10 protein-coding genes are annotated in these 15,840 nt (G+C 72.8%); 7 read left to right on the forward strand and 3 right to left on the reverse strand.

Annotated elements, in window-relative coordinates:
• A partial coding sequence (locus tag ABZ934_RS16870) for an SUKH-4 family immunity protein (RefSeq protein WP_361313255.1) occupies positions 1-1,243 on the forward strand: 1,243 nt, incomplete at its 5' end.
• 160 nt (positions 1,244-1,403) lie between these two features.
• Positions 1,404-2,264 carry a DivIVA domain-containing protein gene (locus ABZ934_RS16875; RefSeq protein WP_361313258.1) on the forward strand — a complete coding sequence of 287 codons (861 nt, stop codon included), beginning with the start codon at positions 1,404-1,406 and terminating at the stop codon, positions 2,262-2,264.
• Between the two features lie 107 nt (positions 2,265-2,371).
• Here ABZ934_RS16875 and ABZ934_RS16880 read toward each other — a convergent pair whose 3' ends face one another.
• Complete coding sequence (locus ABZ934_RS16880) at positions 2,372-3,313, reverse strand: alpha/beta hydrolase (protein ID WP_361313261.1); 942 nt, start codon at positions 3,311-3,313, stop codon at positions 2,372-2,374.
• Between the two features lie 148 nt (positions 3,314-3,461).
• Positions 3,462-4,367, reverse strand: a complete 906-nt coding sequence (locus tag ABZ934_RS16885; protein WP_361313264.1) for a hypothetical protein — start codon at positions 4,365-4,367, stop codon at positions 3,462-3,464.
• 509 nt (positions 4,368-4,876) lie between these two features.
• Here ABZ934_RS16885 and ABZ934_RS16890 point away from each other — a divergent pair.
• Both ABZ934_RS16890 and ABZ934_RS16895 read left to right on the forward strand, forming a co-directional pair.
• A complete protein-coding gene (locus ABZ934_RS16890) occupies positions 4,877-5,665 on the forward strand; it encodes an ABC transporter ATP-binding protein (RefSeq protein WP_361313266.1) in 789 nt (262 codons plus the stop codon).
• The gene (locus tag ABZ934_RS16895) at positions 5,662-8,238 is read left to right on the forward strand and encodes an FtsX-like permease family protein (protein WP_361313268.1); all 2,577 of its coding nucleotides are present in this window, start codon (positions 5,662-5,664) and stop codon (positions 8,236-8,238) included. The genes ABZ934_RS16890 and ABZ934_RS16895 overlap by 4 nt, the downstream gene beginning before the upstream one ends.
• Positions 8,239-8,320: 82 nt before the next feature.
• Here the strand turns inward: ABZ934_RS16895 and ABZ934_RS16900 are convergent, their stop codons facing one another.
• Positions 8,321-9,721, reverse strand: a complete 1,401-nt coding sequence (locus ABZ934_RS16900; RefSeq protein WP_361313270.1) for a DUF2079 domain-containing protein — start codon at positions 9,719-9,721, stop codon at positions 8,321-8,323.
• A 251-nt stretch (positions 9,722-9,972) separates the two neighbouring features.
• Between ABZ934_RS16900 and mfd the strand changes: the two genes are divergently transcribed.
• From mfd to ABZ934_RS16915, 3 genes are all read left to right on the forward strand, one after another.
• Positions 9,973-13,506, forward strand: coding sequence for a transcription-repair coupling factor (gene mfd, locus ABZ934_RS16905; protein ID WP_361313273.1), 3,534 nt, complete (start codon positions 9,973-9,975; stop codon positions 13,504-13,506).
• Positions 13,507-13,671: 165 nt separating this feature from the next.
• Positions 13,672-14,322, forward strand: a complete 651-nt coding sequence (locus ABZ934_RS16910; protein ID WP_361313275.1) for a hypothetical protein — start codon at positions 13,672-13,674, stop codon at positions 14,320-14,322.
• Entirely contained in the window at positions 14,319-15,821 is a 1,503-nt protein-coding gene (locus ABZ934_RS16915; protein ID WP_361313278.1) for a serine/threonine-protein kinase, read from the forward strand. Before ABZ934_RS16910 ends, ABZ934_RS16915 begins: the two co-directional genes overlap by 4 nt.
• The last annotated feature ends 19 nt before the right edge of the window (positions 15,822-15,840 follow it).

The following is a 15,840-nucleotide window of genomic DNA, read 5'->3' on the forward strand; positions in this document are numbered from 1 at the left end:
GGTTCCGGGTGCCGGTGGTGGGCCGGGTGGTGGGCTTGATCACGCCGCGACGATGTTGGCGGGTCCTGCTGTGGTGGGGCCGCCGGCTCCGCCTGCTCCGCCCGGTGTTCCGGCGGGCCCCGGCGGGCCCGCCGGCGGCGCGCACCACGCCGCGACGATGCTCGCCCACCCCGGAGCGCCGCAGCCTCCCGGCCCTCCCGGCCCTCCCGGCCCTCCGCCCGGCGCGCCGCAGCAGCACGGTCCCGCTCCCGTCGCCCGGCCCGGTGTCCCCACGGTGGGTCCCGGCTACCAGGCCGTCTTGCGCTACCGCGCGCCCGACGGATCCGAGCAGCAGCTGATCCGTCGTTCCGCGCCGGGCACGCCGCACCCCGAGTGGCAGATCCTGTACGAGCTGCGCGCGATGAACGTGCCGCCGCAGCAGGTGCTGGAGCTGCACACGGAGCTGGCGTCCTGTGAGCTGCCCGGTGGCTACTGCGCGCGGATGATCCGGGAGACGTGGCCGCAGGTGCGGATCACGAGCGTGGCGCCGTACGGGACGGATCACGCGAGCCGTCAGCAGGGCATGCGGCACCTGATCACCCACCAGAGCGAACTGCACCAGGTGGCGGACGGTCCGGCGCGCCCCGGGCCGGTGCGGGCGCCGCTGCCGCAGGTTCCGCTGCAGCCGGCGATCCCGCTGGACGCGATCGCGCAGGAGTTGGCGGGGGCGTTCGGGCCGCAGGGCGTGTTCCGTTTCGAGCAGCGGGCGGTGTCCCGTCAGGGTGTGCCGGAGATCGTGGCGCAGACGCTGATGTGGTCGGGTCTGCCGGTGGACTTCGGGCCGTTCTTCTGGGCGCAGGCCGTGCCGGGTCAGCCGTTGCCGACGCTGGCGGAGCTGGCGGCGCAGCGGCAGGTGCAGCCGGCGTCGGACGCGGGTTCGTACCTGGTGGTCGGCAGTGACTTCGGCAAGGCGCTGTGCGTGCAGTACGGGACGGCGCACATCGTGGCGGTCCCGGTGGAGGGTGGGCCGGGCGGGGCGCCGGTGCCGCCGCAGTTCGTGAATTCGAGCCTGCCGCAGTTCGTGCGCTCGCTGGCGTTGCTGGGTCAGATGTGGCGGCTGCGGCAGCACTTGACGCCGGAGCAGGCCGGGCGGTGGACCGTCGATTTCCAGGCGAATCTGGCCGGGCTGGACAGCGCGGCGCTGGCTTCGCCCGAGAGCTGGTGGTCGGTGTTGCTGGAGCAGATGTGGGACGGGCTGCTCTGATCGCACCCGTCGGAGTAATGGCCGGGCCGGGCCTCTGAAAGGGGGTTTCGGCCCGGCCATTCCGGCTTCTGGTGGCAAATGACGCATCCTTGACGGGAATCCCCGCGAGAGAGGCGCTTCCAGGATGAGTGCACCGATGTCACCTCAGGGACCTCAAGGATTGGCGACGGCGCGCGGTCGCGGCTACCGGACGGATCAGGTCGACCGGTACCTCGCGCGGCTGTCGGGCAGCCGGGACGAGGCGTGGGAGCGGGTGGCGCGGTTGACGGTCCTCGCGAAGCGGATGGAGTCGGAGGCGGACCGGCTGCGGGAGGCGGTGGCCGCGCTGGCGCCGCAGACCTACGACGAGCTGAGCGAGCGCGCGCGGCGCATCCTGGCTTTGGCGCAGGAGGAGGCGGAGGCCGTACGGGGGGACGCGCGCGGGGACGCGTCGGCGACGCTGGGCGCGGCGGACGCGTACGCGGACCGGGTCGCGGAGCTGGCGCGGCAGGACGCGCACGCGGTGGTGGAGCAGACCGAGGTGCGGGCGCGGCAGGGGCTGGAGCGGGCGCAGCGCGAGGCGGACGAGGCGCGGGCGGAGGCCCGGGACGACGCGGCGCGGTGGCGGGCGGAGGCCCACGCGGCGCTGGTGGAGACGCGCCGGCGGGCGGACGTGCTGGTGGCGGAGCGGCAGCAGGAGCAGCGGGAGCGTTGGGAGGCGGCGGAGCGGGAGATCGCCGCGCGGGAGGCGGACCAGGAGGCGCGGCTGTCGGAGCTGGAGCGGCACGCTGAGGCGCGGCTGGCGGAGGCGCGGCGGGGCTTCGCGGAGGCGGAGGAGGCGGCGCGGCACGGGCAGGAGGACGCGGAGGCGCGGGCCGCGGAGCTGGTCGCGGCGGCGCGGGTGCGGGAGGAGCGGGTGGGGCGGGAGACGGAGCGGGTGCTGCGGGAGCACGCGGAGGCGCAGGAGGAGATGCGGGCGCACATGAACCATGTGCGGTCGAGTTTGGCGGCGTTGACGGGGCGGGCTCCGGCGGAGGGCTGAGCGGGTGCCCGCGGTGCTTGGTCTGCGGTGCTTGGTCTGCGGCGCGTGGCGCGGAGCCGCCCCGGCCGCGCCGGGTGGTGCGGGGCTCCGCCCCGCGCCCCGCGGCCTCACACTCCGCCGGCTACCTCCCCCAGACTCCGTCCGGGGGGACCCTGAGGGACCCCCACGGGGCTGACCGGGCCGGACGTCAGGAAGCGGTGGATCAGCGGGGCGATGTCCGCGAGGTGGGTTTCGAGGGCGAAGTGGCCCGCGCCGTCGAAGAGGTGGAGTTCGGCGTCGGGGGCGTCGCGGAGGTACGCCTTGGCGCCCGCCGGGGTGAAGAAGGGGTCTCCCGCGCCCCACAGCACCAGCACCGGAATGCCCGCCGAGCGCAGCCACGCTTGCCAGGTGGGGTAGTGGCCGAGGTTGGAGGCGTAGTCGAAGGCGAGGTCGGTCTGGGCGTCGGCGCGGCCGGGCAGGCCGAGGTAGTGCACGTCCAGGGTCCAGCCGTCGGGGGAGAGCAGGCTCGGGTCGGCGACGCCGGTCTCGTACTGGGACCGGACCGCCTCGGGGGTGAACAGGGACCTGACCTGCTGCTCGGTGCCGGGGACTTCGCGACGCAGGCCGGTCAACTCGCGGGCGGGGTCGGACAGTCCCTCCTCGTACGCGTTGCCGTTCTGGACGATGAGCGCGGTGATGCGTTCCGGTCGGCGCACCGCGATCCGCAGGCCGACGGGGGCGCCGAAGTCGAAGGCGTAGAGCGCGAACCGGTCCAGTGCGAGGGCGTCGGTGAAGCCCTCCACGATGTCCGCGACCCGGTCGAAGGTGTACGTGAAGCCTTGCGGGGCCTCGGTCCGGCCGGAGCCGGGGTAGTCGGGGGCGATGAGGCGGTAGGGGGTGTCGCCGAGGGCGTCCATCAGGCGGGTGAACTGGTGGGAGGAGGTGGGGAAGCCGTGCAGGAGCAGGAGGACGGGGGCGTCGGCCGGTCCGCTTTCGCGGTACGCGACGGTGACGCCGTCCACCTCGACGGTGTGGTGGCGGACGGAAGGGACGCGGGGGCGGGGGGTCATCACATGCCTCCAAGGCGGTGGGTGGTCACGGACGTTCCCCTCGTCGGGGGGCTGTCGCTCCGGGCCTGCCGAACACCTGCCCCGCGGACGGGGATCCGATCACCGATCGGCGGTGCTTGCCCGACTGGTTGACCGCGGCCGCGGCCCGTCACCGCTGCCCGGCGGCGTCCGCCACCGGCGCGGGCGCCGGAGCCGGGGCTGATGTGGGGGCGGGGGTGGGGGTCGGGTTCGGCGGGGAGGGCGGCGGGGTGGTGACGAGGTACGGGTCACTGCGCAGGCCGTGGGAGGTGACCACCACGGGGAACGGGGTGGTGGGAGGGCTGGGGACGGAGACGGTGAGCGTGCCGGACAAGGGGTCACAGACGGCGGGGACGACGGTGTCGGCCACCGTCACGCGGGCGTCGTCGAAGCCACCGCCCTCGATGGTGAGGACGCCGTCCGCGAAGGCGACGTGCGTGATCACCGGGTTCGCGCGGGTGGCCAGCTTGTTCACGAGGTACGCCCCCGCCGGAGCCCCGGTCAGGGCCCAGATCTCGGCGGGCAGGCGCGGGAGACCGCCGCCGACGTCGGTGAGGAAGAAGAGGATGACGTAGAGCATCGTGACCGCGCTCAGCGCCACGTACTGGAGGTCGATGAGGTCCGTGCGGCCACTGTCGTTCGCGATCAGTTCCCGTAGCGGCCGGCGGCCCGTGGTCGTGGGTTTGGGGGCCGGTTTGGCGAGGCTGCCGTTGCCGACGCGGATGCCGACGACCGTCTTCGCCCCGATCAGCGCCACGTAGGGGCCGCCCAGCAGCGGCAGGTAGACCGACGTCAGGGTGGACAGCGGGCCGTGTTCGCCCTGCAGCCAGCCGATTCCGCCGCCCGCCGTCAGCCCGTAGGCGAGGCAGGTGAGCAGCAGCCAGACCAGGATCACGGTCCAGGCGAGGGCGAGGGTGGTGGAGGTGGAGAGCCGGCCGTCGCGGCCGGTGATGAAGCCGGGGTGGTGGTAGAGCCGCAGGGCGGTCGGGCCGGCCAGGGCGGCGAGTAAGGCCAGGGCGAGGAGTGCGGACGTCATGGGTCCCCCGTGTGGTGTCGCGGGGCGGTGGGTCGCCCCCCGACCGAAGGAATACCCGGCCGGCCCGGGGCATGACAACTCGCGGGAGCCACTCCCGGCCCGCGGACCGCGCCGGGACCGCGCCGGGGAAGGGCTACTCCTGGCCCGGCAGGACCGCCCAGGGCGGCTCCCCGCCTTCTCCCCCATGGCCACCGAAGTCCCTCCACCCTGCCACGCGTCTGCGGGAACACCCTCTCACCGGGGGCCGACCGGTGGTATCCCCGAGCCCCGCCCTCCCACAGGCCGACCCACCCCCTAAGGGTCTCCTCCACACAAAGAGCGAGGGGTCTTTCGTCCCGGCGGAGGACGTGGCGGAGGCCGGCGGGTCCTTAACTGGTTCATATGAGCGGGGTCGGCCGGGGGTGGGGGTAACCCCCGTACGGACAGGGCCACGGGCACCAGTGCGCCGCGCGCCCCCGCTCAACAGACTTCAACCGGCGATCCGCGCCGCACCGACGAGGGGAAACACCGTGACAACGGCAATGACCGAAACCAGGCAGGGGGGCACTGGGGGGCATTCCGCCGTCGCGGCCCGGGCGCGCGAGGTCGTCAAGGCGTACGGCTCGGGCGAGACCCGGGTCGTCGCCCTCGATCGGGTCGACGTGGACATCCACCGGGGCCGGTTCACCGCCATCATGGGCCCCTCCGGCTCCGGCAAGTCCACCCTGATGCACTGCCTGGCCGGTCTGGACACCGTGACCAGCGGCCACATCCACCTGGACGACATCGAGATCACCGGCCTGAAGGACAAGAAGCTCACCCGACTGCGCCGCGACAAGATCGGTTTCATCTTCCAGGCGTTCAACCTCCTGCCTACGCTGAACGCCCTGGAGAACATCACGCTCCCCATGGACATCGCCGGCCGCAAGCCCGACGCCCAGTGGCTGGCCCGCGTGGTGGAGACCGTGGGCCTAGCGGGCCGGCTGAAGCACCGGCCGACCGAGCTGTCCGGCGGCCAGCAGCAGCGCGTGGCGGTCGCCCGTGCCCTCGCCTCCCGGCCGCAGATCATCTTCGGTGACGAGCCGACCGGCAATCTGGACTCCCGCGCCGGCGCCGAAGTCCTCGGCTTCTTGCGGCAGTCGGTGGACGAGCTGGGCCAGACCATCGTGATGGTCACCCACGACCCGGTCGCCGCCTCCTACGCGGACCGCGTGATCTTCCTCGCCGACGGCCGGATCGTCGACGAGATGGCCAACCCGACCGCCGACCAGGTACTGGACCGGATGAAGGACTTCGACGCACGCGGGCGGACCTCGTGACCGTCATGAAGACCGCGCGGCGCAACTTCGTCGCGCACAAGGGGCGGATGGCCCTCTCCGCCGTCGCCGTACTGCTCTCCGTCGCCTTCGTCTGCGGCACGCTGGTGTTCACCGACACCATGAACACCACCTTCGACAAGCTGTTCGCGGTCACCAGCTCCGACGTGACGGTGAGCCCGAAGGAGGTCGACGCGGACACCGCGCCCGGCGACCGCGGCAAGCCGGAGGTGCTCGCAGGCGCGGTCGTCGAGCGGGTCTCGAAGATCGAGGGAGTCAAGGCCGCCGAGGGCGGTGTGATCTCGGCGTCCGTCACCGTCGTCAACGCCCGCAACGAGAACCTCGGTTCCGACGGCGGCGCGCCGACCCTCGCGGGCAGTTGGACCGAGAACGAACTCAAGTCCATGAAGATCACCTCGGGTCACGCCCCGCGCGGCCCGACCGAGGTCATGATCGACGCCGACACCGCGAAGAAGCACCACCTCGCGCTCGGGGACGACATCCGCACGATCGCCGTCACCGGCGACAACCGGGCCAAGATCGTCGGCATCGCGTCCTTCACCGTCACCAACCCGGGCGCGACCGTCGTCTACCTCGACACCGCCACCGCCCAGCAGTTGCTGCTCGGCGCTCCGGGCAGCTTCACGCACGTCAACGTCACCGCCAAGGACGGGGTCGGCGACGAGCAGCTCAAGCAGAACATCGCCAAGGCCGTCGGCGCGGACACGTACAAGCTGCAGACCGCCAAGGAAGCGGCGGACGCCAACCGCAAGAGCGTCGGCTCGTTCCTCGACGTGATGAAGTACGCGATGCTCGGCTTCGCCCTGATCGCCTTCCTCGTCGGCATCTTCCTGATCTTCAACACCTTCTCGATGCTGGTCGCCCAGCGCACCCGCGAAATCGGCCTGATGCGCGCCATCGGCGCCGACCGCAAGCAGATCAACCGCTCCGTCCTCGTCGAGGCGTTCCTGCTCGGCGTCGTCGGCTCGCTCCTCGGTGTCGGCGCCGGGGTGGGCCTGGCCGTCGGCCTGATGAAGCTCATGGGCAAGATGGGCATGGACCTGTCCACCGACGACCTGACCGTCGCCTGGACCACGCCCGCCGTCGGCCTGTTCCTCGGCATCCTCGTCACCGTCGTCTCCGCGTACATCCCCGGCCGCCGCGCCGGGAAGGTCTCGCCGATGGCCGCGCTGCGCGAGGCCGGCACTCCCGGCGACAAGCGGGCCGGCCGTATCCGGGCCGCCTTCGGGCTGGCCCTGACCGGGCTCGGCGGCGCCGCGCTCTACCTCGCCTCGGCCGCCGACAAGGCCACGCAGGGCTCGCTGTGGCTGGGGCTCGGTGTCGTCCTGACCCTCATCGGATTCATCGTGGTCGGCCCCTTCCTCGCCGGGATCGTCGTACGGGTGCTGTCCGCGCCGGTGCTGCGGCCCTTCGGTTCCGTCGGCCGGCTCGCGGAGCGCAACGCGCTGCGCAACCCGCGCCGCACCGGGGCCACCGCCGCCGCCCTGATGATCGGTCTGGCGCTGGTCGCCTGCCTGTCGGTGGTCGGCTCCTCGATGGTGGCCTCCGCGACCGCCGAACTCGACAAGTCGGTCGGCGCGGACTACATCGTCGACTCCTCCTCCGGCCAGCCGGTGGTGCCGCAGGCCGAACAGGCACTGCGGGCCGCCGCGAACCTGGACCACGTCACCGCCTACCGCGACATCCCGGTGAAGATCACCGCCCCCGACGGCTCCACCACCGACGACGGCCTGGGCGCGCAGGACCCCACGTACGCCAAGGACATCCGGCGCACGATGACGGCCGGCGAGCACGCGGCCGCGTACGGGCCGAACGCGATGTCGGTCGGTTCGCTCTACGCCACCGAGCACCACCTCAAGCTCGGTGACGAGCTGACGGTCGCCTTCAACGGCGGCAAGACCACCAAGCTGAGGATCGCGGCGATCACCAGCGACGAGGGGAACCTCGACAAGGGGATGAAGTACATCAGCACCGCCGTCGCCGAGGCGAACCTCCCGGCCGACAGGCTGCCGCGGCCCGTCATGCTGCTGGCCACGGCCAAGTCGGGCCAGGCGGACGCCGCGTACGACGGGGTCAAGGCCGCGCTGGCGCAGTATCCGCAGTACAAGGTGCTCAACCAGGCCGACTACAAGCAGGCCCTGCGCGACCAGGTCGGTCAACTGTTGAACATCGTCTACGGGCTGCTCGCCCTCGCGATCATCGTCGCGGTTCTGGGTGTCGTGAACACCCTGGCGCTCTCGGTGGTCGAGCGGACCCGGGAGATCGGCCTGATGCGCGCCATCGGTCTCTCCCGGCGACAACTGCGCCGCATGATCCGCCTGGAGTCGGTGGTCATCGCCCTGTTCGGCGCGCTGCTCGGCCTGGGCCTGGGCATGGGCTGGGGTGCGACGGCGCAGCGGCTGCTGGCCCTGGAGGGTCTGAAGGTGCTGGAGATCCCGTGGCCGACGATCCTCGGGGTGTTCGCCGGCTCGGCCCTGGTGGGCCTGTTCGCCGCGCTGGTCCCGGCGTTCCGGGCGGCGCGGATGAACGTACTGGACGCGATCGCCACCGACTAGTCGGGAGGCGGTCGTCAACGGGGGTACACCGGCCCCGGTCCTGCCCGTGGGGGCGGGGCCGGGGCCGATGTCGTGCCTCGCGTCACAGCCGTTGCAGGACGATGATCCCGCCGGCCTCGCCGAGCACCCCGAACCGGGCGCCGGGATGCAGGCGCAGGGCGTAGGCGACCGGGTCGTCGCCGGCCCAGCCGGAGGAGGTGTCGAAGGCGACGAAGGCCGGCAGCACGCCCGGCGCGGAGCCGATCCAGTAGACCCGGCAGCGCGAGGTCAGCCGGGACAGGGGCGCGGTGTCGGCCTCCACGCTCGCCCCGTCCGGGATCCGGGCGAGGAGCCGGTCGGCGTCGGTGACGCGGGCGGGCGTGGTGTACGTGGACGCGTCCCCCAGCCGTTGGAGGGGGAGGGTGGTGACGCTGAGGGTGAGGGCGACGGCGAGGAGGGCGCCGGGCAACTGGAAGGCGTAGGCGCGCAGCCAGGGCCGGGTCGAACGCCCGGAGGCGGCGAGGGCGTCGACCAGCGCCAGGGCGACGATCGGCATGAGGACGGCGCTGTAGTGCCAGTCGGTGGACCAGTAGTGGTCGTCGCCGGACAGGAACCGCCAGCCCAGGGTGGGCAGGACCGGCAACAGCAGCGGGGAGCGCAGCGCCAACAGCCCGGTGGTGGGGACGAGCACCCAGGCGAGCGTGTCCAGTTTGGTGGTGAGCCCGGCGAGCGGCGAGACGTGCCCGACCTTCCCCCAGTAGCCGTAACCGCTGCCGAAGGCCGGTATCACGACGGTGAACACCAGGGCGGCGGCCACGACGGCCAGCGCCGCGGTCACCAAGGCGGCCAGGGCGGCCCGCCGGTCGGTGCGTCGGGCCTGCCGGGCGACGAGCAGGGCCAGGACGGCGAGGGTGAGACCGAGGTCCTCCTTGACGAGCAACAGCGGCAACCCCCACAGCAGCGCGGCCCTCGGGCGCCGGGCGAGCAGCGCCTCCAGGGCGAAGGCGAGCAGCGGCACGGCGAAGCAGACCTCGTGGAACTCGAAGTCGACGGCCCGCTGGATGCCCCAGCCCAACCCGTACGCGGCGCCGAGCGACAGGCCCCGGGCGCGGCCGAGCAGGCGGGACGCGGCGCGTGTGACGGGCACGCAGGAGACGGCGAACAGGGCGGCCTGGGCGAGGAGCAGTGTCGCGGGGCCGGGGAAGAGCCGGTAGAGGGGCGCGAGCACGGCGATGACGGGGCTGAAGTGGTCGCCGAGGATGTTGGCGCCGGGGCCCTTGAGGTCGGCGACGGGTGCCTGGAGGTGCGCGTACGCCCTGACCGCCTGCTCGAAGATGCCCAGGTCCCAGGAGGCGGCCTCCATCCGCCGGTGCCGGGAGAGGGAGAGCACGGCGTACGCGACGAACAGCAGGGCGGCCAGTGCGTACGGCTCCGCGTGGTGGAAGCGCCGGCCCGCCGCGCCCCGGGCGACGGGGGCGGGCCCGGCTATGGCGTCAGTCGTCACGCGGTGGTGCTCCCTCTGCCGGTCGGGGGTGAACCCTTGTGGCAGGGCGACGCGGCACGCTCGGTCGGTACGTCCGCACATCGTAGAACGGTGGTGCGACGGCAGCCGAGGGCCAGGGATACGAGCGGGAGGGTGCGGCGGCGGCAATCCCTCGCGCGGCTGTCGGCGGCGCGTCGTACGCTGGGAGCCCCCGGCCCGTTCACGTGTCGGGCCCTTCGCGTTGCCCCTCCACCGGACGGAAAGCCCCCTTCATGAGCCTGCACGGACTGCTCGACGCCGTAACCCGGGACCCCGCGCTCGCCGAGGCGGTCGCCGCGGCCGGGGACGGCAACCGGATGCACGTCGACCTGGTGGGCCCGCCCGCCGCGCGGCCCTTCGCGATCGCCGCGCTGGCCCGGCGCACCGAGCGGACCGTGCTCGCGGTGACCGCCACCGGGCGCGAGGCCGAGGACCTGGCGGCCGCGCTGCGGTCCTTCCTGCCCGCCGACGAGGTGGCGGAGTACCCCTCCTGGGAGACGCTGCCGCACGAGCGGCTCTCGCCGCGCAGCGACACCGTGGGCCGCAGGCTGGCGGTGCTGCGCCGGCTCACCCACCCCAGCAAGGACGATCCGGCCGCGGGTCCCGTCAGTGTCGTGGTCGCGCCGATCCGCTCGGTGCTCCAGCCGCAGGTCAAGGGGCTGGGCGAGCTGGTGCCGGTGAGCCTGCGGCAAGGCGAGAGCGTCGATCTGGGGCACGTCACGGAGGCGCTGGCCGCCGCCGCGTACGCGCGGGTCGAGCTGGTGGAGAAGCGCGGCGAGTTCGCGGTGCGCGGCGGCATCCTCGACGTGTTCCCGCCCACCGAGGAGCACCCGCTGCGCGTGGAGTTCTGGGGCGACGAGGTCGAGGAGATCCGATACTTCAAGGTCGCCGACCAGCGGTCCCTGGAGATCGCCGAGCACGGGCTGTGGGCGCCGCCGTGCCGGGAGCTGCTGCTGACCGACGAGGTGCGGGAGCGGGCGGCGGCGCTGGCCGAGGCACACCCCGAGCTCGGCGAACTGCTGAACAAGATCGCGGAGGGGATCGCCGTCGAGGGCATGGAGTCCCTCGCGCCCGTCCTCGTCGACGACATGGAACTGCTGATCGACGTCCTGCCGGCCGGGTCCATGGCGGTGGTCTGCGATCCCGAGCGGGTCCGGACGCGGGCCGCCGACCTGGTGGCGACCTCGCAGGAGTTCCTGATGGCGTCCTGGGCGGCCACCGCCGGCGGCGGCGTGGCGCCCATCGACGTCGGCGCGGCCTCGCTGCGCGGCATCGCGGACGTCCGCGACCACGCGCGCGAGCTGGGCATGATGTGGTGGTCGGTGTCCCCGTTCGCCGCCGACGACACCGACCTGGGCGGTGACACCCTCAAGCTGGGCATGCACGCCCCCGAGGCGTACCGCGGCGACACCGCCCGCGCCCTCGCCGACACCAAGGCGTGGATCGCCGACGGCTGGCACACCGTCTACCTGACCGAGGGCCACGGCCCGGCCGCCCGTACCGTCGAGGTGCTCGGTGGCGAGGGCATCGCGGCCCGCCTGGAGGCGGAGCTGCGCATCCTGGAACCGTCGATCGTGCACGTGGCGTGCGCCTCGCTCGACCAGGGCTTCGTCGATCCGGACCGCAAGATCGCCGTCCTGACCGAGACCGACCTGACGGGCCAGCGCACCGCCAGCAAGGACCTGGGCCGGATGCCGACCCGGCGCCGCAAGTCCATCGACCCGCTCACGCTGGAGACCGGCGACTACATCGTCCACGAACAGCACGGCGTGGGCCGCTACATCGAGATGGTGCAGCGCACGGTCCAGGGCGCCACCCGCGAGTACCTCCTGGTGGAGTACGCGGCCGCCAAGCGCGGCCAGCCCGGCGACCGGCTCTACATCCCCACCGACCAGCTGGAGCAGGTCACCAAGTACGTCGGCGGCGAGGCCCCGACCCTGCACCGGCTCGGCGGCGCGGACTGGACGAAGACCAAGGCGCGCGCGAAGAAGGCCGTCAAGGAGATCGCCGCCGACCTGATCAAGCTCTACAGCGCGCGGATGGCGGCCCCCGGCCACACCTTCGGCCCGGACACGCCCTGGCAGCGGGAGCTGGAGGACGCCTTCCCGTACGTGGAGACCCCCGACCAGCTCACCACGATCGCCGAGGTCAAGGAGGACATGGAGAAGTCCGTCCCCATGGACCGTCTGATCTGCGGCGACGTCGGCTACGGCAAGACCGAGATCGCGGTCCGCGCGGCCTTCAAGGCGGTCCAGGACGGCAAGCAGGTCGCCGTCCTCGTCCCCACCACCTTGCTCGTGCAGCAGCACTTCGGCACCTTCTCCGAGCGCTACAGCCAGTTCCCCGTCAGTGTGAAGGCCCTCTCGCGGTTCCAGAGCGACACCGAGTCCAAGGCGACCCTGGAGGGCCTCAGGGAGGGCTCGGTCGACATCGTCATCGGCACGCACCGGCTGTTCTCGCAGGAGACGAAGTTCAAGGACCTCGGCCTGGTCATCGTCGACGAGGAGCAGCGCTTCGGTGTCGAGCACAAGGAGCAGCTGAAGAAGCTGCGCGCCAACGTGGACGTGCTGACCATGTCCGCGACGCCGATCCCGCGCACCCTGGAGATGGCGGTGACCGGCATTCGCGAGATGTCGACGATCACCACCCCGCCGGAGGAGCGCCACCCGGTGCTGACGTTCGTCGGCCCCTACGAGGAGAGGCAGATCGGCGCGGCCATCCGGCGCGAGCTGCTGCGCGAGGGCCAGTGCTTCTACATCCACAACCGGGTCGAGTCCATCGACCGGGCCGCGGCCAAGCTGCGTGAGATCGTGCCCGAGGCGCGGATCGCGACGGCGCACGGCCAGATGTCCGAACAGGCCTTGGAGCAGGTCGTGGTGGACTTCTGGGAGAAGAAGTTCGACGTGCTCGTCTCCACCACGATCGTCGAGTCGGGCATCGACATCTCCAACGCCAACACCCTCATCGTGGAGCGCGGCGACAACTTCGGCCTCTCGCAGTTGCACCAGCTGCGCGGTCGCGTCGGCCGCGGCCGGGAGCGGGGGTACGCGTACTTCCTGTACCCGCCGGAGAAGCCGCTGACCGAGACCGCGCACGAGCGGCTCGCGACGATCGCCCAGCACACGGAGATGGGCGCCGGCATGTATGTGGCGATGAAGGACCTGGAGATCCGCGGCGCGGGCAACCTGCTCGGCGGCGAGCAGTCCGGCCACATCGCCGGCGTCGGTTTCGACCTCTATATCCGCATGGTCGGCGAGGCCGTGGCGGACTACCGGGCCGCCGTCGAAGGCGCCGTGGAGGAGGAGCCGCCGCTGGAGGTGAAGATCGAGCTGCCGGTCGACGCGCACGTCCCGCACGACTACGCGCCCGGCGAGCGGCTGCGCCTGCAGGCGTACCGGTCCATCGCGGCGGCGAACTCCGAGGCCGACATCAAGGCCGTGCGGGAGGAGCTGACCGACCGGTACGGCAAGCTGCCCGAACCGGTGGAGAACCTGCTGCTGGTGGCGGGGCTGCGGATGTTGGCCCGGGCCTGCGGGGTCGGCGACATCACCCTCCAGGGCAACAACATCAGGTTCGGGCCCGTGGAGTTGCGCGAATCGCAGGAGCTGCGGCTGGGGCGGCTCTACCCGGGGGCGGTCCTCAAGCCCGCCACCTCGCAGGTGCTGATCCCGCGGCCCAAGACCGCGAAGGTCGGCGGGAAGCCGCTCGTCGGGCGGGAACTGCTCGGGTGGACGGGCGAATTCCTCACCACCATCCTCGGCTCGTAACACGCGTGACAGCGGACGCGAAGCGGCCGGAACCCCCTGTTCCGGCCGCTTCGCCGGGGATCGTGCGGCGACCGTACAACGGTTGGGCACATCCCCTCACCATGGCCGGAAACGCTGTATACGCTCATACCCGCAACCCTTCCGCTCGGCCCGTCAGGAGCACCGATGCACGCCCCCGGCATCCCGCCGCAGCACCACCACCGGCCCGGTAGCGAGGGTGTGGTGGCCCTGCGCGTGGTGTTCGCGCTGCTACCGGTCCTGACCTGCGGGTTCCTGGCATGGGGCACGATGTTGCGGCTCGCGATAGTGACCCGCGCCACCCGCGACTGGACGTTGCTCGCGCTCAGTTGCGTGCTCTCCGTCGCCTGGGTCGTGCTGATCGGCATGGACCCGACCCCCGACACCAGCGGCTGGCAGGGCAACGCCGGAGCCGGCGGCACGCTCCTCACCGGCTTCGCCACCTGCGTGTACTTCCTCGTCGCCGACATCCGCCACCACGAGAACCGGGCCCTCGCGCCGGCCGCCCCCTGGTACCCGGCGCCCAACCCGGCCTACCCGAACACGGGACAGACCACGCCGGCCTACGGCTACCCGCCCGTCCAGAGCCCGGTCCACACGCCGGTCCCGTCCCCGGTGCCGACGCCCCCGCCGCCGCAGGTCCCGCCGCAGCCGAGCCCGCCGCCGCGCCTCGGGCAGGTCCGCGCCGAACTCGACGAGCTCAGCGAACTGCTGCGCAAGCAGACCCCGCACCCGCCGCGCCCCGGCGGCCCCTACCAGGACCCGAACCCGACCGCAGTGCAGGACCCCGAGCAGTGACCGACCGGCTGATCGGCGAGCGCTACCAGCTCGCCTCCCTCCTCGGCCAGGGCGGCATGGGTCAGGTGTGGACCGCCTACGACCGACGCCTGGACCGCCGCGTCGCCGTCAAGCTGCTGCGCCCCGACAAGGTCGCCGGCCCCGGCACCGTCGCCGAGGAGCTGCGCCGCCGCTTCGCGCGCGAATGCCGGGTGACGGCGCAGGTCGACCACCCCGGCCTGGTCACCGTGCACGACGCCGGCGACGACGGTGACGAACTCTTCCTGGTGATGGGCCACGTCGACGGCTCCAACCTGGCCGACCACCTCGTGGAACACAGCCCGTACCCGTGGCAGTGGGCCGTCGCGGTGGCCGCGCAACTGTGCTCCGTGCTGTCGGCGGTGCACGCGGTGCCGATCGTCCACCGCGACCTGAAGCCCCGCAACGTGATGGTCCGCCCCGACGGCACCGTCCTGGTGCTGGACCTCGGTGTCGCCTCCGTGATGGACACCGACACCACCCGCCTCACCAGCACCGGCACACCCATCGGCAGCCCCGCCTACATGGCCCCCGAGCAGGCCATGGGCGGCGCGGTGGGCCCGCACACCGACCTGTACGCGCTCGGCGTGCTCCTATACGAACTCCTCAGCGGCAACGTCCCCTTCGCCGGGTCGAGCGCGCTGGGCGTCCTGCACCGGCACCTGTACGAGCCCCCGGCCCCGGTGCGCCGCACCCGCCCCGAGATCCCGCACGCGCTGGAAGCCGTACTCCTGCACCTGCTGGCCAAGGACCCGCAGGACCGGCCCGCCTCCGCCCAGGCGGTCTACGAGGCCCTCGCGCCGCTGCTGCCCCGCCAGGGCGGTGCCCCCTCCGGGCCGCTCGACCCGACCCGGCCGTTCCTGCGCCCCCACGCGCCCTGGCCCGACCGCGCCACCGCCGCCCCCGAGGCCCCCCAACCCCCGGCCGAGCCCCGCCCGGACATCCCGGGAGCCGTGGACGAGGCCCGCCGGCTGCTGGACGAGGGGCGGCTCACCCAGGCCGTGGACATCCTCGGCGGCATCCTCCCGGCGGCCGCCGCCGAACACGGGGAGCACTCGCCGGTCGTCCGCTCGCTGCGCAAGCAGTACGCGGCCACGCTGATGGACGACGGCCAATACCGCCGCGCCCTGCCCGAACTGCGCCGGCTCGCCGAGGAGTTCCCCGCCGGGGACGCCCAGTCGCTGCGGTTCCGCTACGACGCCGCGCAGTGCCTCGAACAGCTCGGGGAACCCGCGGCGGCCCTCGCCGAGTACCGCTCCCTGCTCCCGCTGTTCGAGAACCACTACGCCAACCCGGACCCGGGCCTGCCGCTGGAGGTGAGGCGCCGGATAGCGCACCTGCTGCTGGCCATGGGCGACCGGCCGGCGGCCCACGACACCCTGATCCGCCTCCTCTTCGACGCGGACCGCCTGCACGGACCGAACCACCCGCTCCCCTCGGAGATCCGCCGCACCCTCCAGTGGCTCGGCCAGGTCCGCTGACCCCCCCGGCTACCGCACC

This window comes from Streptomyces sp. NPDC046557, assembly GCF_040645975.1.
Taxonomy (GTDB): domain Bacteria; phylum Actinomycetota; class Actinomycetes; order Streptomycetales; family Streptomycetaceae; genus Streptomyces.